The sequence below is a fragment of the Streptomyces sp. NPDC013457 genome, from assembly GCF_043089925.1.
In the GTDB taxonomy this organism is placed as follows: domain Bacteria; phylum Actinomycetota; class Actinomycetes; order Streptomycetales; family Streptomycetaceae; genus Streptomyces.
This window is the reverse complement of sequence record NZ_JBICBL010000001.1, coordinates 1,094,193-1,111,871: the sequence shown is the minus strand read 5'-3', so window position 1 is coordinate 1,111,871 and position 17,679 is coordinate 1,094,193. Positions and strand designations below refer to the sequence as shown.

The following is a 17,679-nucleotide window of genomic DNA, read 5'->3' as shown; positions in this document are numbered from 1 at the left end:
GGCCGAGAGCCGGTTTCCCGTTCTCACCGAGGTGACGAGCAGGCTGGTGAGCGGGAACCTCCTGGACTCGGGCACCAGGCTCGCCGCCACGGCGTTCCTGGCCGCGGTGCCGCTGCTGTTCGTCCTGTCCGCGTTCGCTCCCAAGAGCGTGCGCGACCAGATGCACGAGTCGCTGCGCGCGATGTTCGGGCTGACGGGGCCGTCGGACCGCGAGCTCCAGCAGGTCCTCGACCCCTCCGCACCCGACGCGGTGCGGGAGACCACCGGTGTCGTCGGCGCGCTCGTGGCCCTGGTGTCGGCCACGAGCTTCAGCCGCGCCATGGCCAGGGTGTGCGAACGGGCGTGGCGTCTCCCCAGGGCACGGACCCGGATCGCCGCCTGGCGCTGGGCCGTGTGGCTGCTGGCCCTGATCCTGCTCGTGCTCCTCCAGGCGCCGATCAGGGGCGGTTTCGGAGTGGGGCTGTGGCTGGGCACGCCCGTGTTCTTCCTGGTGAGCACGGGCATGTGGCTGTGGACCCAGCATCTCCTGCTGGTCGGCCGGGTCCCGTGGCTGCCGCTCCTCCCCGGCGCCCTCCTCGCCGCGACGGCCACGACGGTCCTCGGGCTCACGGCACGGCTCTACATCCCCGGCGCGCTCAACCGGGCACTGGCGGAGTACGGCTCGCTGGGACTGGTCCTGACGATGTTCTCGTGGCTCATCGTGGTCTGCGCCTCCGTCACGTTCGCGTTCACCATCGGCGCGGTACTGGCGGTGGAACCCCCGCTGAACCGGCGCTTCGGCCTGGACCGTCCCGACACCTGACGCGTCCGGCCCCCCGCCGGCGACCCGAGCGGCCGGGGGCGGTCCGGGCGGGCGGTCGCCGGATGTCAGGTGTCGAAGCGGCGGCGGGATTCCTCGATGTGGCCGAGGTTCTGGTGGGTCCAGTCGCACAGGCCGTCGATGGTCTTGCGCAGGGCCCGGCCCGGCTGGGTGAGGGCGTACTCGACCCGCGGTGGCACGGTGGGGTGGACGGTTCGGCTGACCAGGCCGTTGCGCTCCAGCATGCGCAGGTTCTGGGTCAGCATCTTGTGGCTGATGCCCTCGACCTCGTTCCGCAGCTCGCTGAAGCGCAGGGTGCGTTCACCGAGGAACTCGATGATCAGAAGCGCCCACTTGTTGGCGACGTCCGAGAAGATCTCCCGCGCCAGCGAGTCCGCCCGCGCCAGGTCCGAGTCCTGGGGCGAGCCCCTGAACTGCTTGGTCACCATGTGGTTCCCCAGTCACCGAAAAGTGCGTTCTTCCATGTCAGGGGTCACTCTCCTACGGTTTCCAAGTAACCACAAGAGACCGAGTTCCGACCGGGGCTCGTGTCAAAGGAGGCGGACACATGGCCATCACCCTGGTGAACCCGAGCGGGCTGCCCGCGGTCGACGCGTACCGGCAGGTGTCGATCGCGACCGGCTCGAAGCTGGTCTTCGTCGCGGGACAGGTCGCCTGGGGCGCCGACGGCGTCACGGTCGGCGAGGGCGACCTCGCCGCACAGGTCGAGCAGTGCTACGTCAATGTCGCCACCGCCTTGACCGAGGTCGGCGCCTCCTTCGACGACGTGGCGAAGCTGACCGTGTACGTCGTGGACTGGACGCCCGACAAGATGCCGCTGCTCATGGACGGCATCGCTCGGGCGACCGCGAGGCTGGGCGTCACTCCCGTACCGCCCGCCACGCTGCTGGGCGTCGCGGCGCTCGACGTGCCCGACCACCTCGTCGAGATCGAGGCCACCGCGGTCGTCGACTGAGAAGGGAGCCGCGCCCGGGCGTCAGGCGGCGGCGCCCGAGGGAGCGGGGCCCGGGTCCGGTGTGGAGAGCCGGGCGGGGCCGACCACGGTCAGCGGGATGCCCAGGTGCTCGCAGAGGCGCCGGGCGCGCGTGAGCGCGCTCAGCGAGGCCGCCGAGGGATCGCGCGTGGGCAGCTGCACACGCACGTGTCGGGGGCGATGGGCGTGCACGAGCGCCTCGGTCTCCAGAGAGGCGGCCGCCCGGCTGCTGACATCGAGGTCGCGCAGAAACGTCACGTGCAGGACGCCGTCCTCGATGGCGTGGGTGATCAGCATTGACGGTCTCCTTCTGTGCCGACGCCCCAGCTGGACGGGACGTTCCATGCCCGACGGGGCGGCTCGGAGTAGGCCACCAACGAGTCATTCTCCGAGGAAACCGAGGTTCCCGCACGCTGCCGGGCGACGCCCGGAACGGGCCGTCGCGCCGATGCCGCAGGTCAGGAGGTGTCGCCGGGGCGCCTCTCCTGGCGCGAGGCGTGGGGGAGGTGCGTGATCCAGAGAGCCCCGGCTTCGAGCTGTTCCTGGTCGAGCCCGGTCTCCTGGCTGAGGGCCGCCATGCTGAGGCCCTGATGGTGCCGGCCCATCGCGCGGGTGATCTTCGCGAACCACAGTTCGGCGTCGTGGTACGGCCGCCCCCTCAGCTCCTCCTCGAGGAGCGCGAGATGCTCGACGCTGCAGGCCAGCAGGGGACGCTGGCCGTCGTGGAGGGGATCGTCGGGGTCGACGTACGAGGAATCGGGTGCGCGGCCGTTGTGCGGGCGGGGGCCGAGCGGGCATCCGCAGACCGCACACGGGGTGTGGCGGCGGGCTTCGGTGGTCATCGTGCACACCCCCCAGCAGGGTGGCGGGCGGCGAGTGCCGCCTGAGTCCGGTCGGATTCCGTGGGGAAGCTTCACTCGTCATGGTGCGCGTGCCCCAGACATACGTCAAGGATTACCTGAAAATCAGGACGTATAGAGCATGGATCGCGGTCGGTGCGGGCACAGGTAAGTCATGGCCGATGGTGCCCGCCACCACCCGAGCTGGACGTTTCTCACCAACCACGCTCGGGTGCTCCTGATGCTCTCCCGCGATCCAGGGATCCGGCTGAGAGATGTCGCCGCCGAGTGCGGGGTGACGGAGAGGACCGTGCAGGCGATCGTCGCCGACCTGGAGGCGGACGGATACGTCACCCGCGGGCGCGGTGCGGACGGCCGGCGGAACCGTTACGAGATCAACCCCAACGCCCGGTTCCGCCACCCCGCCGAGGCGGGGCACGAGATCGCCGGACTCCTCGACCTGCTGGGCGCCCACGTGCACTCCGGACCGCCCCACGGCGACCCCGAGCACGACCGTGTCGCGGCGGCCGGCGGAGGCGGTGGACCCGGCAGCCCGACGCGGGGCACCCCGCGGCGCGACCGCGAGACGTGAGCCCCCGGGGGCGGCGCGCCACAGGCGGGCGCGCGACGGACCGAGGGTGGCCGCCGACCCCGCGGGGTCGGCGGCCACCCTCGGTAGACAGGGCGATCGCGTAGGCCCGTCGGGCCCGCGAGGCCGCGCGAGGTCAGCCGTGCCGCATGTCGTCCGGGTCCACCGGCATCCGGCCGGGGCCCGGCATCGGAGGCGCGTCGCGGCCGGCCTGCCCGGACATGGCGTCGCGTTCCGCCGGCGTGATCCGGCCGCGCCATCCGCCGGTCTCCCGGCCGCGCTCCTCGATGAAGCCCTTGAACCGCTTCAGGTCGCCCTTCACCCGCCGGTCGAGCACGCCCAGCGCGTCTCCGGCCTTCTCCGCCATGCCCTCGGGCTGGAAGTCCATGGCCAGAATGACCCGGGTGTGGCCGAGGTCGATCTGCTCGAACGTGACGACACCCTTCTGCTGTACGTCGCCGCCCACCGTGCGCCAGGAGATCCGCTCGTCGGGCAGCTGGTCGACGATCTCGGTGTCGAACTCCCGCTGGACACCGGCGACCTTCGTCCTCCAGTGACAGTGCTGATCGTCCAGCTGTCGTACCGTCTCCACGCCCTCCATGAAGCTGGGGAACTCCTCGAACTGCGTCCACTGGTTGTAGACATGACGCAGCGGGACGTCGACTTCGATGGATTCCTTCACCATGCTCACGAGTCTCCTCCTTCACTGCTCCGGCCGGACATCTCCGGCCAAACGGTCGGCTGCCCGCCCTGTGGGCCTTCAATCCCCCGTCGTGCCGGAGCGCCCCGATCGGCCGGTTCAGGGGCGCCACTCGGCCCACCGCGCGGCATCGCCGCCCCGGCCGTGGCCGGGGCGTCTGCGAGGTTGGGGGGATGAGGAAGTCCGCGCTGGTCGTCGTCGACATGCTCAACCCGTACGAGCACGCCGACGCCGACCTCCTTCTGCCGTCCGTGACAGAGATCGTCCCCGTCGTCGAGGAACTGCTGCACCACGCTCGGGAGCACGGCGTCCCCGTGATCTACGCGAACGACAACTTCGGGCAGTGGCGCTCGCACCACGGCGAGATCCTCGACACCGCCCTCGCGGGCAGGCGCCCCGACCTCGTCGAACCGGTCAAGCCCGACGAGGACTCCCTGTTCGTGGTCAAGGCCCGCCACTCGGCTTTCTACGAGACGCCTCTCGCCTACCTGCTCGGCAGTCTCGGCATCGACCACCTCGTCCTCTGCGGACAGGTGACCGAACAGTGCATCCTCTACTCGGCCCTGGACGCCCACATCCGGCACCTGTCGGTGACGGTGGCCGAGGACGCGGTCGCCCACATCCATGAGGACCTCGCCCGGGCGGCGCTGCGGATGATGGAGCGGAACATGGCGGCGAGGGTGCTGCGCGCGGCGGACGTCGACTTCTGACGTCAGGGATATGTTCCACGCTTCGGGGAAGCCGCCGTGCTGATCGCCCCCTACATCGGAGGTGCCCGGTGTCCCTGACCGCCTCATCTGCGAGAAGCAGGCCCGAGCGGCTCGTCACACTGCCCGGTGTGTACCGCCCGCAGGCAGACACACGGCTGCTCGCCGACGCCCTCAGCCGCGAAGACCTGGGGCCGGAGAAGCACGTCGTGGAGATCGGCACCGGCACGGGCGCGCTCGCGTTGAGCGCGGCTGCGACCGGCGCGCACGTCACGGCGATCGACGTCTCTCTGCAGGCCGTCATCGCGGCCCGCATCAACGCGCTGCGACGTGGGCTGACGCTCCGTGTGCTGCACGGGGACTTCGCGGCCCGCACGCGAGGCCGCCGCTTCGACCTCGTCCTGGCCAATCCGCCGTACGTCCCGTCCCCGCATGCCCGGCCGCCGTCGCACGGCGCCGCGCGGGCGTGGGACGCGGGGCCGGACGGACGGGAGCTCATCGACCGGATCTGCGAGCGCGCCCCGGCTCTGCTGTCGCCGGGCGGCGTTCTCCTGCTCGTCCACTCGGAGATGAACGGGGCGGCGACCACGGTGCAGCGCCTGCGGCGCCTGGGCCTGCAGGCGCGCGTGACGCGGCGCGCCGTCGTTCCCTGGGGGCCGGTACTCCGGTCGCGGCGCGCCTGGCTGGAGCGGCAGGGACTTGCCCGAGCTGTCGAGGACCGGGAGGAATTGGTGATCATCCGTGCGCAACGCTCCTGAGCGCCACCCCGAACCCGAACGGCCGGACCGTGCTTCCGAGCCGGACGGTGCCCCCGAGGCCGACCGGGCGCACGATGCCCCGGCGGGCCCGTCTCCCCGCCGCGTGGCCGTGGATCCGCAGGGGCCGGTACTGGTCGAGGGGCCGGTGGAGACCGTACGGGACGACGGCACCGTGGTGCGATCGGACCGGTTCATGGTGGCCGTGTGCACGTGCCGCCGCAGCCGGACCCAGCCGTGGTGCGACACCAGCCATCGACACCGCCGGCGACCGGGCCCCGAGCGGCCGGATTCCGAGCGGCAGCCCTCCGAGCCGGAGCACTCCGAGCGACCGCGCCCTGGGGCTTCGGCGCCCGGGGCTTCGGCGCCCGAGCGCTCGGCCGCCGCCCTGCGCCCGAGCACGTCGCCCGCGCCGGCACCCGCGGACACCGGGCGGCGGACGAGCGGCCGCCCCGTCCTCCCCCGGGCGCGGGGGGAACTGTCCGAGGCCGTACGGGACGCCCTGTGTACGGGCTCCCCGCCCTCGTACGACCCCCGGGCCCTCCTGACGGCCGACCCCTGGGGGGAGGACCTCCAGCTCGCGCTCCATCTGCTGTACGAGCTCCACTACCGGGGCTTCGACGGGGTGGACGACGCGCGCGAATGGGATCCCGACCTGCTGCGGCTGAGGCAGGGCCTGGAGACCCGGTTCCTGCACGCCCTCCGTACCGAAGTGCCGGACGGCGACCGCTCGGTCGACGAGGTGTTCGCACCGCTGTTGGAAGAGCCGGTCGACCTGGGCGGCAGCGTCAGCCGCTTCCTCGAGACCGACGGCAGGCTCCAGCACCTGCGGGAGTACGCGGCGCTCCGCTCGGTCTACCACCTCAAGGAGGCCGACCCGCACGCGTGGGTCATCCCCCGGCTGACCGGGCGGGCCAAGGCGGGCATGGTGGCGATCGAGTACGACGAGTTCGGCGCCGGGCGGGCTCCGGACATCCACGCGCGGCTCTTCGCCGACCTGATGGAGGACCTGGGTCTCGACCCGGCCTACGGCACGTATGTGGACCACGCGCCCGCACCCCTGCTGGCCACCGTCAACGTCATGTCCCTGTTCGGTCTCCACCGCGCCCTGCGCGGCGCGCTGGTCGGGCACTTCGGCTGCGTCGAGGTCACCTCCTCGCCCGGCTCACGGCGTCTGGCGCGAGCGATGCGCCGCTGCGGCGCGGGGCCGGCCGCCGAGCGGTTCTACACCGAGCACGTCGAGGCCGACGCCGTCCACGAACAGGTCGTACGGCGCGAGGTCGTCGGCGGCCTTCTCGCCGACGAGCCCGGCCTGGAGGCCGACGTCGTCTTCGGCTGCGCCGCGACGGTCATGCTGGAGGACCGGCTGGCGGCGTTTCTGCGGGAGTCGTGGGACCGGGGACGCTCGGCCCTGCGGGTACCCCTGGCGCAGGAGCCTCGACGGACGGGAAGCTGACGGTGACCGACCTGGACGCCTTCACGGCGCTGCTCGACCACCCCGTGTGCGTGGTGACGACCGCGGCGCCGGACGGCGAGCGCGGCGGCTGCCTCGTCGGATTCGCCTCCGCCTGCTCCATCCGTCCGCCCCGCTTCGTCGCCTGGCTGTCGCGGGAGAACCACACCTACCGGGTCGCCTGCCGCGGCGAGTTCCTGGCGGTCCACGCCCTGGGGCCGGGGCAGCGGGAGACGGCCCGGCTGTTCGGTGAGGAGACCGGAGACCGTGTCGACAAGTTCGCGCGCGCCGCCTTCGCACCGTCCGCCTACGGGGGAGTGCCCGTCCTCTCCGACTGCCTCGCCTGGTTCGTCGGGCGGGTGGAGGCGCGGCTCGACGGGGGAGACCATGTGGGCTTCCTCCTGGCGCCCGTCGCCGAAAGCCCTCCCGGGAAGCCGGACGCGGCCCTGATCCGGCTGAGCGACGCGGTGGGCTTCGCACCCGGCCATCCGGCCTGAGCTCCCGGACGCCAGGCGGGTGGTGACAGGGAAGTTACGCTCCAGTAGGGTTCCGGCAGCCGAAGCGAGGAGGAGGCTGCCGTGACCGCGGGAGACCACACCGGACTGGCCGAACAGGCGCGGCAGTTGGCGGAGGGGACCGTCACCTCGACCGCCCTCGTCCAGGCCGCGCTCGACCGGATCGAGGCCACGCAGCCCACGCTCAACGCCTTCCGCTGCGTCCGACCGGAGGCCGCCCTCGCCGAGGCCGCCGACGCCGACCGCAGGCTGGCCGCGGGCGAGCGGCTGCCGTTGCTCGGCGTACCGATGGCCGTCAAGGACGACACCGACGTGGCCGGCCTGCCCACCCGCTTCGGCTGTGCCGGAGACATCCCCGACGCCACCGAGGACGGCGAGGCCGTGCGGAGGCTGCGGGCCGCCGGGGCCGTCATCGTCGGCAAGATCAACTCCTGCGAACTGGGCCAGTGGCCGTTCACCGAGGGCCCCGCCTTCGGTGCCACCCGCAATCCCTGGAACACCGCCCACACTCCCGGCGGTTCCTCCGGAGGCTCGGCCGCGGCCGTGGCCGCCGGTGTCCTGCCCGCCGCCCTCGGCTCCGACGGGGCAGGCTCCATCCGCATACCCGCCGCCTGGACCCACCTGGTCGGCATCAAGCCGCAGCGCGGCCGGGTCTCCGTCCACCCGTACGACGACTGCTTCCAGGGCCTCACCGTCAACGGACCGCTCGCCCGGACCGTCGGCGACGCCGCTCTGCTCCTCGACGCGGTCGCCGGGCCGCATCCCGGCGACCGCTTCCAGCCGACCGCCGTCGACGCCTCGGCCGCGGCGCGCCGGGAGCCCGGCCGGCTGCGGATCGCGCTCGCCTGGCGCGCGCCGTTCACGGCCACGTACAACCCCCTCGACGCAGGTGTGCGGCGGGCCGTCGCCGATCTCGCCGAAGCGCTCGCCGGACTCGGCCACACGGTGGAGGAGGCGCGCCCGCGCTACGGACTCATCGGGCTGAGCTTCCTGCCGCGCGCGACCGCGGGCATCGCCGAATACGCCGACCGGCACCCCCGGCCCGCGCTGCTCGACCCGCGCACCCGCAGCGCCGCCCGCAACGGCCGCCGCCTCGCCGGACGGGCCCTGCGTGCCGCCCGCGGCCGCGAGGCGCACCAACACCGCAGGATCGGCGCGCTCTTCGACACGTACGACGTCCTGATCGCCCCGACGACGGCGGTGCCGCCGCCCCGGATCGGCACCTTCGACGCGATGCCGGCCTGGCGCACCGACCTGACGATGGCGTCCGCCTGCCCCTACGCCTGGCCGTGGAACGTCCTCGGCTGGCCGGGCGTCAACGTCCCCGCGGGCTTCACGCCGGACGGCCTGCCGGTCGGCGCGCAACTCCTCGGCCCCGCCGGCAGCGAACCGCTGCTGGTCTCGCTGGCGGCCCAACTGGAGGACGACCGGAAGTGGTTCGCCCACCGCCCGCGGCTCGCCGGAGCAGGGGCGGGAGAAGGAGCGGGGGCCGGGGGCACGGCGGCGGCCGGCTGAGACAGGCCCTACGGGACTACGGGACCCGGGCCGTCCACTCCTGCGTCGCGAACTTCGACGCGGCCAACTCCTTTGCCAGCGCCGTCTCCTCGGCCGTCACCCCGCCTTCCGTCAGGCCGTACCGGTTCCGGAAGGAGTCGATCATCCGCTCGATGACCGCCACGCGCGGCAGGCCCGTCTGGCGGCGGAGCGGGTCCACCCGCTTCTTCGCGCTCCTGGTGCCCTTGTCGGAGAGCTTCTCGCGACCGATCCGCAGCACGTCCGTCATCTTGTCGGCGTCGATGTCGTACGCCATCGTCACGTGGTGCAGGACCGCGCCCTCGCCCGCCACCATCCGCTTCTGCGCCGCGCCCGCGATCTTGCCCGCGTCCGTCGCGATGTCGTTCAGGGGCTGGTACCAGGCCTTGACGCCCATGTCGCCGAGCGCGCCCAGGACCCAGTCGTCCAGATAGGCGTAGCTGTCCGTGAAGGAGAGCCCCTGGACCAGCGCGTCGGGGACGGAGAGCGAGTACGTGATGGTGTTGCCGGGCTCGATGAACATCGCCCCGCCGCCGCTGATCCGGCGCACCACCTCGATGCCGTACCGCTCGGCCGCCGCCCGGTCGACCTCGTTGCGCAGCGACTGGAAGCTGCCGATCACCACGGCCGGCGCGCCCCACTCCCAGACCCGCAGGGTCGGCGGGCGCCGGCCGGCCGCGACCTCGGCGGTGAGCACCTCGTCCAGGGCCATGTGCAGCGCGGGGGGCTGCGGCGGCTCGTGGATCAGCTGCCAGTCGTAGTCGGTCCAGTCCGTGGCGTGCGCGAGCGCCCGGCGCACGGCCACCCCGATGCCCTCCGTGGTGAGCCCGTACATCTCGGTGCCCGGGGGGAGCGCCGCGTCGATCCGGGCCGCGAGGCCGGACGCGTCGGTGTCGACGGGGGCGCCTTCGAGTGCGCGGTCGATGGCGAGGATGGCCTCGTCCGGCTCCAGGAAGAAGTCGCCCGCGACCCGGACGTCCGTCAGGACACCGTCACGCGCCTCCAGGTCGACGACCACCAGCTTTCCGCCCGGAACCTTGTACTCGCCGTGCACGGACCCTCCCTCGCCCGATATCCCCGTAAGGGGTGAACCGGTCCAAAGCGTACTCCGTGGGGAAACGGAGGGTTAAGGGACGGTCTCCCGGAATGTCAGAGCGTCGTGCTTAGCTGGACGCATGATCGAAGACTTCCTTGACCACGTCCTCTCCGGCGGCACGACCGAGGTGGAGGAGGCTGTCCGCAAGGCGGCCGCAGCCGAGATCACACCGCGCTTCCGCCAGCTCGCCGCGCACGAGATCGTCGAGAAGAACGGGCCGCACGACCTGGTGACGATCGCCGACCGGGCCGCGGAGGAGCACCTGACCGCGTCCCTGACGCAGCTGTTGCCCGGTTCCGTCGTCGTCGGCGAGGAGGCCGTCCACGCCGACCCGGCGATATACGACGCCCTTCAGGGCGACGCCCCGGTCTGGATCGTCGACCCCGTCGACGGCACCCGCCAGTTCGTGCGCGGCGAGCCCGGGTTCTGCACCCTCGTCGCGCTCGCCCGCCGGGGGGAGCTGCTCGCCTCCTGGACGTTCGCACCGGCGCTCGACCAGATGGCGGTCGCGGTGCGCGGCCGCGGCGCCACGCTCAACGGGCAGCCGATACGCTCCGGCTCGCCGGCGCCCGGCGCCGTCCTGGACGTCGCCACCTCCCACCCCGACTACACGACCGCGGACCAGAAGCGTGCCCTGCTCGGTCTCGACACCGAAGGTGTGCGCCCACGCCCCTGCGGCTCGGCCGGACTGGAGTATCTGGACGTGGCCAGGGGCCTCCTCGACGGCATCGCCTTCTCGTGGGAGTACTCATGGGACCACGCGGCCGGGCTGCTCCTGGTGACCGAGGCGGGCGGTGCGCACACGACGATCGCGGGCGAGCCGTTCCGTGTCACCGGTGGCAACGCGCTGCCGTTCACCGCGGCACGCGACCAGGCCACCGCCGACCGGATCCGGACACTGCTGCGGGGGCGATGAGGGCCGCGGGGGCCCAGGAAATATCCTGGGAGCCTTGGCCATCGGCTGACGAAGGAGTCCGAAGGTGCCATCGATGCTCGACGCCGTCGTCGTGGGGGCGGGCCCCAACGGACTGACCGCCGCTGTGGAGCTGGCCCGCCGGGGTCTCTCCGTCGCCGTGTTCGAGGCCAAGTCCACCGTGGGCGGCGGCGCCAGGACGGAGGAGCTGACCCTCCCCGGCTTCCGCCACGACCCCTGCTCCGCCGTGCATCCGCTCGGGGTCGGCTCGCCCGTCTTCAAGACGATGCCGCTCGACCGGTACGGCCTCGAATGGCTGCACCCGCGACTCCCCATGGCCCACCCCTGGGACGACGGCACGGCCGCCGTGCTCTCCCGGTCGGTCGCCGAGACCGCCGCGTCCCTCGGGCCGCGCGACGCCGGGGCGTACCGCCGCCTCGTCGCCCCGTACCTCGGCAAGTGGGACACCCTGGCACGGGACTTCATGTCCCTGCCGCTCACCGCACTGCCCCGGGACCCCGTCACGCTCGCCCGCTTCGGCATCGACGGACTGCGGCCGTCCACCTGGCTCATGCGCCGCTTCCAGGACGACAAGGCGCGTGCGCTCTTCGCCGGGCTCGTCGGCCATGTCATCGCCCCGTTGGGCGGGTTCGCCACCTCGGCGGTCGGTCTGGTCTTCGCGCTGGCCGCGCACGAGGGCGGCTGGCCGATGCCCCGCGGCGGCTCCCAGGCGATCTCGGACGCCCTCACCGCGTATCTGAAGGCGCTGGGCGGCGCGGTCCACACGGACTACGAGGTCAAGCGCCTCGACGACCTCCCGCCGGCCCGCGCCTACGTCTTCGACACCTCGCCGACCGCCCTCGCCAGGATCGCCGGGTTCGGCGGCACGTACGACCACTACCGCTACGGCGCGGCCGCGTTCAAGGTCGACTACGCGCTCGACGGCCCCGTGCCCTGGACGGCGAAGGAGGCACGCGAGGCCGGTACCGTCCAGATCGGGGCCGGGATGCGGGAGATCGGCACCGCCCTGGACCAGGCCTCCTCGGGTACGGCCCCCGGAAGGCCGTTCCTCATCACCGCGCAGCCCAGCCTCGTCGACCCGAGCCGAGCGCCCGAGGGCAAGCACGTCTTCTGGGCGTACGGCCATGTGCCGAACGGCTGGGAGGGCGACCTCACCGAGGCGATCGAGCGTCAGATCGAGCGCTTCGCCCCGGGCTTCCGCGACCGGGTGCTCGCGCGCGCGACGGCCGGGCCGGCCGAACTGGCCTCCCGCAACGCCAACTACGTGGGCGGCGACATCGCCTGCGGTGCCGCCCGGGGCCTTCAGCTGCTGCTGCGTCCCAGGCTGTCCCTCTTCCCGTACGCGACCCCGCACCCCGCCGTGTTCCTCTGCTCCTCCGCCACCCCGCCGGGCCCCGGCGTGCACGGCATGTCCGGCCACAACGCGGCCAAGGCCGTCTGGCGCAGCCTGCGCCGGGCGGGGCGATGATGACCGTATGAGTACAGAACCGGCCCTCGTCCTCGTCCGCGGCGACATCACCGAGCAGCAGGTCGACGCGATCGTCAACGCGGCGAACTCCTCGCTCCTCGGCGGAGGCGGCGTCGACGGCGCCATCCACCGCCGGGGCGGTCCCGCCGTCCTGGAGGAGTGCCGCAAGCTCCGCGCGGGCCACTACGGCCACGGGCTCCCCACCGGCCGGGCGGTCGCCACGACCGCCGGCCGGCTCGACGCCCAATGGGTCATCCACACCGTGGGCCCGGTCTGGTCCCGGGAGGAGGACCGCTCCGGGCAGCTGGCCTCCTGCTACCGCGAGTCGCTCCGGGTGGCCGACGAGCTGGGAGCCCGTACCGTCGCGTTCCCCGCCATCTCCACCGGGATCTACGGCTGGCCCATGGACGACGGCGCCCGCATCGCCGTCGAGACGGTGCGGGCCGCCGTGACGTCGGTGGCCGAGGTGCGGTTCGTCCTCTTCGACGCGGCGGCCTACGCGGCCTTCGAGTCCGCCGCCGGCTGACGCGAGGGTACGCGGGGGCCTCGCCCGGGCCTCACTTCACCGGCGCGCCGGGACGTGGATAGATCCGGGACTGCTTCACGCTGCCGAAGGCGAAGCTGGACTCGATCGACGCGATGCCCGGGATGGCGTGGATCCGGTTGCGCACCAGCGCCTCGTACGCCTCCAGGCTCTCGATCACGACCCTGAGCAGGTAGTCGCTGCTGCCCGCCATCAGATAACAGTCCTGGATGTGCTCGATCTCGCCGACGTGCCGCTCGAAGACGTTGACGGCCTCGGCGGTGTGGCGTTCCAGCCGGATCCGTACGAAGACGGTGATCGGCAGCCCGAAGGCGACCTGGTCCACCATGGCCGTGTAGCCGCGGATCAGCCCCGCCTCCTCCAGCCGGCGGACCCGGCGCAGACAGGGCGAGGGGGAGAGCCTGATCCGGTCGGCGAGGTCCTGGTTGGACAGCCGGCCGTCCTGCTGCAACTCGTGGATGATCTGCAAGTCCACCGCGTCCAACGTCGCTCCCTCGTCGCTTCCCGCACCGCTCCGCCCATCCTTGGCAGATTCTGCTCCCACGCTAGGGCTGGGGGGCATAACTGGCAATCGCCTGCCCCGCCGAAAGCTCTACCGTTGCGGGGATCAGTGGTGAACGAGCGGGAGGACCCTTCGGTGGGCGGGATACGTACGGCGGGGGCACCGCCCGTGGAGCCGGCACGCCGTGCCGGTCCGACCGGCAGGGCGCTCTCGCCGCAGACTGTGGGCCTCGTGGCCCTGCTCCTCACCGTGGCGATCTGGGCCGCGTTCGCCCTGAGCGCCCGGGCCCTGAGCACCTCGACGCTGCTGCCCGCCGACGCCGCGCTGCTGCGTTTCGGTGTCCCCCTCGCCGTCCTCGCACCCGCCCTGTGGCGGCGCAGGCGCCGGCTGGCCGCGGTCCGTCCCGGTCCCGCCCTCAAGATCGTCTGTGGTGCGGGCGTGCCGTTCTTCCTCGCCGCCATGTACGGCGGTTCGCTGACGTCGGCCGCGTTCGTCGGGGCGATCGTCCCCGGCATGGTCCCCCTCTTCGTCTCCGCCCTCATGGTCGCCGGCGGCAAGAGCGCCCCGCGCGGTACGCAGTCGGCGGGCCTCGCCCTGATCGTGGCCGGAGTCGCGGCCCTGGTCTGGCGCTACACCGCCGCCCTCGACGCGGACGTCCTGCTCGGCGCGGGAACGCTCCTCGTCGCCAGCGGACTGTGGGCGCTGTACACCGTGGGCCTGCGCGAGGTGGACCTCGACCCCGTCGGCTCCATCGGACTCCTCTGCCTGCCCTCCTTCGCCGTGATCGCACTCCTGGTCCTGACCGGCGTCCTGCCCACCGGCATCGCCCACGCGGCCGGTTCCGACATCGCGCTGTTCCTCGTCGTCCAGGGCCTCGGCGTCGGCCTCTGCGCCGGACTGCTCTACGCGTTCGCCATCCGCCGCCTCGGCCCGGAGCGCAGCTCGGTCGTCGGCAGCCTCAGCCCGGTCGCCGTCGTCCTGCTCGCCGTCCCCCTCCTCGACGAGTCGCCGACCCTGCCCGTCCTGATCGGCGTCCCCCTCATCACCCTCGGCGTCGCACTCGCCAACCGCCGCCCCCGCACCCGAACCGAGGTCTCCGCCGATGCTTGAGCTTCTCGCCGCCCCGCCCGTCGACCCGCTCTGGGACCTGTCGGCCGAGTACGCCGCCGACCCCCGTCCCGAGCGCCTCGACCTCGTCCTCGGCGTCTACCGAAACCACAACGGCGTCACCCCGGTCATGGCGGCGGTCAAGGAGGCCGAGATACGCCTCGCGGACCGCTCCGACTCCAAGGAGTACCGCGGACTCTCCGGCCACACGGCCTTCAACCGGGCCATGCTCTCCATGGTCCTCGGCACCGAGGCCAGGACCGCGCGCGCGACGGCCGTCCAGACCGTCGCGGGCACCGGCGCCCTGCGGCTCCTCGCCGACCTCGTACGCCAGACCCGGCCCGGCACGACGGTGTGGATCAGCGATCCCGCGTACGTCAACCACCGCCCCATCCTGGAGGGCGCCGGGCTCTCCGTCCGGACGTACGGCTGCGGCGACGGCATGCTCGACGACCTGCGCGCCGCCCGGCGGGGCGACGTCGTCCTGCTCCAGGGCTGCTGCCACAACCCCACGGGGATCGACCCCGACGCCGGGACCTGGGAGGCGCTGGCAGGACTCGCCGCGGCACACGGCTGGGTCCCCTTCGTCGACCTCGCCTACCACGGGCTCGGCGACGGCCTCGACGCCGACCTGGGGGCCACCCGCATGCTGGCCGACCGGCTGCCCGAGGTGCTGATCGCCGTCAGCTGTTCCAAGAACTTCGGCCTCTACAGCGACCGCACCGGATGTGCCATCGTGCTGGGCCCCTCGCGGCAGACGCTCCGGCACGTCGAGACGGCCCTGCAGAACGCCGCGCGCGTCATGTACTCCATGCCGCCCGACCACGGCGCCGCCGTCGTCGCCACCGTCCTGGACGACCCGGGGCTGCGGGCCGTCTGGCGCGAGGAGCTCGACGCCATGCGCGGACGCATCACGGCCAACCGGGCGGACCTCGTGGCGCACCTGGAGGCCCTCGGGTGCCCGGACGCGGCGGCCTCGCTCCGGCGCCAGAAGGGCATGTTCTCCATGCTGCCGCTGACACCGGAGCAGATGCGCCGGATGCGCCGCCAGTCCGCCATCTACGGCACGAACGCGGGCCGCATCAACATCGCGGGCGTCTGCGCGCATCGCATCCCGTTCCTGGCGCAGGGCATCGCCGCCGCTCTGGAGACGCCCCGCGCCGTTCCCGCGCTCTGAGCCCTGAGGCCTGTCCTTCGGATCAGGCCCTACGCCTCCGGGGGTGCCGGGCGGCACAGCAGGGCGGCCGGGGAGGGCCGGGAGCCGAACCGGGTGGTGAAGGCGATGCCGGCCGCGTACTCGGTGGGCAGGCACTGGCCCTTGTAGTGGCCGCTCGCGTACTCCCCGCCCGGCGCCCCCGCCGGCCGGTTGTCACCCCGGTCGAACCACACCGTCCGGCCGGCGCCCGCCGGGAGCGCCGTACGGGCCGGGGCGCACAGGGCGGCGGAGACCCGCTCCCCGCGCACGCTGTAACCGATCACGAACCCGCCCGCCGGGCACTGGAACTTGGTGTAGCCGCCTGCCCAGTCGCCGCCCGCGGGGACGTACGACTCGTCGCGGACGACCGTGTGCCCGCCGGCGCCCGCCCGCAGGCCCGAACTCGCGCAGAGCCCGCGGCCTCCGGTGTGGCTGAGCCCGGCCAGCCGGGAGCCGTCCGGGCAGACCGCCTTGCGGGCGCCGCTGTCCCAGTCCCCGCCCGCCCGGACGCGCAGCGAGGCGTTGTGGTCGCGGTGGTCGGTCGTCAGCTGGTACCAGGAGGGCGTGACGGGGACGGCTCCGGTGCGGCCGGGCGCGTCCGTCAGCCCGGTCCACAGCGGGGTGCGCCAGTCGCCCGCGTCGAGGACGCCGGTCCGCCGGCCCTCGGAGTCGTACCGCAGCAGCGCCCAGCTGTCCCCGCCGCCACCGCTCCAGCCGACCAGCGGCCAGTAGGCGTAGTCCACGTCGGCGTCGGCGAACAGCTCGGTCAGGTTGCGGAACCAGTCGCGCGGGCGGCTGTTCGCCTCGTCGGCCCCGATGCCGAACTCGCTGACCCAGACCGGTGCGGTGAAGTGCCGGCCGGTCTCGGCGGAGACGTAGAGCGCCTGGTCGTGGACGGTCCGGCGGAGCTGCTCGCGGGTGAGGTCCTGGTAGCGCAGGTCGCTGGTCTCGCCGATGCCCGTGGCGCCGCTGTGGTTCGGGCCCGTGTAGCCGTAGAAGTGGGCCGAGTAGACGAGCTTGCCCGACACCACCAGGGTGTGCGAGAGGGTACGGACCGGAGTGAGGGTGGGGCGGCCGTGCGGGAGACCGTCCACCGGAATGCCCTGCCAGTTGATGCCCTCGACGACGATCAGCAGGTCCGGGTTGGCCTCGGTCAGGATCCGGTCGCCGGCCTCCTGCGCGGCGGCGTGCCAGTCGCGGTTGTCGCCCAGGCCCCAGTTGGGGTCGTCCCAGACGTCACGGCGGACCTCGTTGTAGAGGTCCGCGCCGACCACGCGCGGATCGGCGCGGTAGCGCTTCGCCATGAAGACCCAGTCGTCGGCCCACCGGGCGGTGGACTGCCCGCTGCTGTTCCAGCGCTCGTTGCCGTCCACGCCGCAGCACCAACGGGTCGTCACGGTGTGGTTGTTGAGGATCACCGCGAAGCCGTCGGCGGTGAGTGCGGCGACGACGGCGTCGAAGACCTGGAGCGGCGTCCTGCCCCGCAGGGCCGGGTTGGCCGCGACGGCGCCGTCCGGCACGGGAGCCGTCGCCCGCAGCATCTCGTTGGAGAAGGGCAGCCGGATGCTGTTCAGACCCAGGGCACGGAAGTCGGCGAGGAGCGTCGGCAGCGGGGTGCGGTCCAGGCCGACCGGGATGCCGTGGGCGTTCTGTCCGGCGTGGTGGTTGGCCGGGTCGGCGATGTCTCCCGAGCCGTTCCAGGATCCCTGGGCGCCGTCCCAGTTGGCGGAGCGCAGCCGGAAGCGGTCGCCGTCCGCGTCGACGATGTGCCGTCCGCGGGTGGACAGCGGCGGTGTCCAGTCGGGGGCGGCGGTGGCGGCCGGTGCGTCGGCGGGTGGGGCGGGCCGCGCCGTGGCGGAACCCGGCAGGACGGGGACGAGGAGGGCGCCCACCAGAAGGGCGCCTCGGACCGTACGTAACAAGCGCTGCATCGGGTACCTGCCATGCCG

20 protein-coding genes and 1 pseudogene are annotated in these 17,679 nt (G+C 73.0%); 14 read left to right on the top strand and 7 right to left on the bottom strand.

Features of this window, described 5'->3' with window-relative positions; translation table 11 throughout:
- The first annotated feature begins 46 nt into the window (after positions 1-46).
- Positions 47-802 (top strand): YhjD/YihY/BrkB family envelope integrity protein, encoded by a 756-nt coding sequence (locus tag ACF1G2_RS05000; RefSeq protein WP_391796884.1) that lies wholly within the window; start codon positions 47-49, stop codon positions 800-802.
- 65 nt (positions 803-867) lie between these two features.
- Here ACF1G2_RS05000 and ACF1G2_RS04995 read toward each other — a convergent pair whose 3' ends face one another.
- Positions 868-1,248 carry a winged helix-turn-helix transcriptional regulator gene (locus ACF1G2_RS04995; RefSeq protein WP_391796883.1) on the bottom strand — a complete coding sequence of 127 codons (381 nt, stop codon included), beginning with the start codon at positions 1,246-1,248 and terminating at the stop codon, positions 868-870.
- A gap of 119 nt (positions 1,249-1,367) precedes the next feature.
- On the opposite strand from ACF1G2_RS04995, the gene ACF1G2_RS04990 reads away from it, so the two are divergent.
- Positions 1,368-1,775 carry a RidA family protein gene (locus tag ACF1G2_RS04990; RefSeq protein ID WP_391796882.1) on the top strand — a complete coding sequence of 136 codons (408 nt, stop codon included), beginning with the start codon at positions 1,368-1,370 and terminating at the stop codon, positions 1,773-1,775.
- A gap of 21 nt (positions 1,776-1,796) precedes the next feature.
- Here ACF1G2_RS04990 and ACF1G2_RS04985 read toward each other — a convergent pair whose 3' ends face one another.
- Complete coding sequence (locus ACF1G2_RS04985) at positions 1,797-2,090, bottom strand: hypothetical protein (RefSeq protein ID WP_391796881.1); 294 nt, start codon at positions 2,088-2,090, stop codon at positions 1,797-1,799.
- Positions 2,091-2,251: 161 nt separating this feature from the next.
- Positions 2,252-2,635: a hypothetical protein gene (locus ACF1G2_RS04980; protein WP_391796880.1), complete on the bottom strand. Its 384-nt coding sequence runs from the start codon at positions 2,633-2,635 to the stop codon at positions 2,252-2,254.
- A 172-nt stretch (positions 2,636-2,807) separates the two neighbouring features.
- Between ACF1G2_RS04980 and ACF1G2_RS04975 the strand changes: the two genes are divergently transcribed.
- Entirely contained in the window at positions 2,808-3,224 is a 417-nt protein-coding gene (locus ACF1G2_RS04975) for a helix-turn-helix transcriptional regulator (protein WP_391796879.1), read from the top strand.
- A 133-nt stretch (positions 3,225-3,357) separates the two neighbouring features.
- Here ACF1G2_RS04975 and ACF1G2_RS04970 read toward each other — a convergent pair whose 3' ends face one another.
- The gene (locus ACF1G2_RS04970; protein ID WP_391797046.1) at positions 3,358-3,906 is read right to left on the bottom strand and encodes an SRPBCC family protein; all 549 of its coding nucleotides are present in this window, start codon (positions 3,904-3,906) and stop codon (positions 3,358-3,360) included.
- A gap of 188 nt (positions 3,907-4,094) precedes the next feature.
- On the opposite strand from ACF1G2_RS04970, the gene ACF1G2_RS04965 reads away from it, so the two are divergent.
- The 6 genes and pseudogenes from ACF1G2_RS04965 to ACF1G2_RS04940 all read left to right on the top strand — a co-directional run bounded on the left by ACF1G2_RS04965 (position 4,095) and on the right by ACF1G2_RS04940 (position 8,866).
- Positions 4,095-4,631 (top strand): isochorismatase family cysteine hydrolase, encoded by a 537-nt coding sequence (locus ACF1G2_RS04965; RefSeq protein WP_391796878.1) that lies wholly within the window; start codon positions 4,095-4,097, stop codon positions 4,629-4,631.
- Positions 4,632-4,705: 74 nt separating this feature from the next.
- Complete coding sequence (locus ACF1G2_RS04960; RefSeq protein ID WP_391797045.1) at positions 4,706-5,386, top strand: HemK2/MTQ2 family protein methyltransferase; 681 nt, start codon at positions 4,706-4,708, stop codon at positions 5,384-5,386.
- Positions 5,370-5,630: pseudogene (locus ACF1G2_RS04955) on the top strand (CDGSH iron-sulfur domain-containing protein); the annotation flags it as partial. The gene ACF1G2_RS04960 and the pseudogene ACF1G2_RS04955, both read left to right, overlap by 17 nt.
- A gap of 231 nt (positions 5,631-5,861) precedes the next feature.
- Positions 5,862-6,839 (top strand): iron-containing redox enzyme family protein, encoded by a 978-nt coding sequence (locus ACF1G2_RS04950; RefSeq protein WP_391797044.1) that lies wholly within the window; start codon positions 5,862-5,864, stop codon positions 6,837-6,839.
- 2 nt (positions 6,840-6,841) lie between these two features.
- On the top strand, positions 6,842-7,333 hold the full coding sequence (locus ACF1G2_RS04945) for a flavin reductase family protein (protein WP_391796877.1): 492 nt from the start codon (positions 6,842-6,844) through the stop codon (positions 7,331-7,333).
- Between the two features lie 81 nt (positions 7,334-7,414).
- On the top strand, positions 7,415-8,866 hold the full coding sequence (locus ACF1G2_RS04940) for an amidase (RefSeq protein WP_391796876.1): 1,452 nt from the start codon (positions 7,415-7,417) through the stop codon (positions 8,864-8,866).
- 16 nt (positions 8,867-8,882) lie between these two features.
- On the opposite strand, the gene ACF1G2_RS04935 is transcribed toward ACF1G2_RS04940, so the two are convergent.
- Complete coding sequence (locus ACF1G2_RS04935; protein WP_391796875.1) at positions 8,883-9,938, bottom strand: biotin/lipoate A/B protein ligase family protein; 1,056 nt, start codon at positions 9,936-9,938, stop codon at positions 8,883-8,885.
- A gap of 121 nt (positions 9,939-10,059) precedes the next feature.
- On the opposite strand from ACF1G2_RS04935, the gene ACF1G2_RS04930 reads away from it, so the two are divergent.
- From ACF1G2_RS04930 to ACF1G2_RS04920, 3 genes are all read left to right on the top strand, one after another.
- A complete protein-coding gene (locus ACF1G2_RS04930; protein WP_391796874.1) occupies positions 10,060-10,896 on the top strand; it encodes an inositol monophosphatase family protein in 837 nt (278 codons plus the stop codon).
- Positions 10,897-10,960: 64 nt separating this feature from the next.
- On the top strand, positions 10,961-12,382 hold the full coding sequence (locus tag ACF1G2_RS04925) for a phytoene desaturase family protein (RefSeq protein WP_391796873.1): 1,422 nt from the start codon (positions 10,961-10,963) through the stop codon (positions 12,380-12,382).
- 7 nt (positions 12,383-12,389) lie between these two features.
- Positions 12,390-12,908 carry an O-acetyl-ADP-ribose deacetylase gene (locus tag ACF1G2_RS04920; protein ID WP_391796872.1) on the top strand — a complete coding sequence of 173 codons (519 nt, stop codon included), beginning with the start codon at positions 12,390-12,392 and terminating at the stop codon, positions 12,906-12,908.
- Positions 12,909-12,939: 31 nt separating this feature from the next.
- Here ACF1G2_RS04920 and ACF1G2_RS04915 read toward each other — a convergent pair whose 3' ends face one another.
- Positions 12,940-13,401: an Lrp/AsnC family transcriptional regulator gene (locus ACF1G2_RS04915; protein WP_391796871.1), complete on the bottom strand. Its 462-nt coding sequence runs from the start codon at positions 13,399-13,401 to the stop codon at positions 12,940-12,942.
- A 138-nt stretch (positions 13,402-13,539) separates the two neighbouring features.
- Between ACF1G2_RS04915 and ACF1G2_RS04910 the strand changes: the two genes are divergently transcribed.
- Entirely contained in the window at positions 13,540-14,538 is a 999-nt protein-coding gene (locus tag ACF1G2_RS04910) for a DMT family transporter (protein ID WP_391796870.1), read from the top strand.
- The gene (locus tag ACF1G2_RS04905) at positions 14,531-15,712 is read left to right on the top strand and encodes an aromatic amino acid transaminase (RefSeq protein ID WP_391796869.1); all 1,182 of its coding nucleotides are present in this window, start codon (positions 14,531-14,533) and stop codon (positions 15,710-15,712) included. The genes ACF1G2_RS04910 and ACF1G2_RS04905 overlap by 8 nt, the downstream gene beginning before the upstream one ends.
- Before the next feature lie 29 nt (positions 15,713-15,741).
- Here ACF1G2_RS04905 and ACF1G2_RS04900 read toward each other — a convergent pair whose 3' ends face one another.
- Positions 15,742-17,661 (bottom strand): cellulase family glycosylhydrolase, encoded by a 1,920-nt coding sequence (locus tag ACF1G2_RS04900; RefSeq protein WP_391796868.1) that lies wholly within the window; start codon positions 17,659-17,661, stop codon positions 15,742-15,744.
- Between the last annotated feature and the right edge of the window lie 18 nt (positions 17,662-17,679).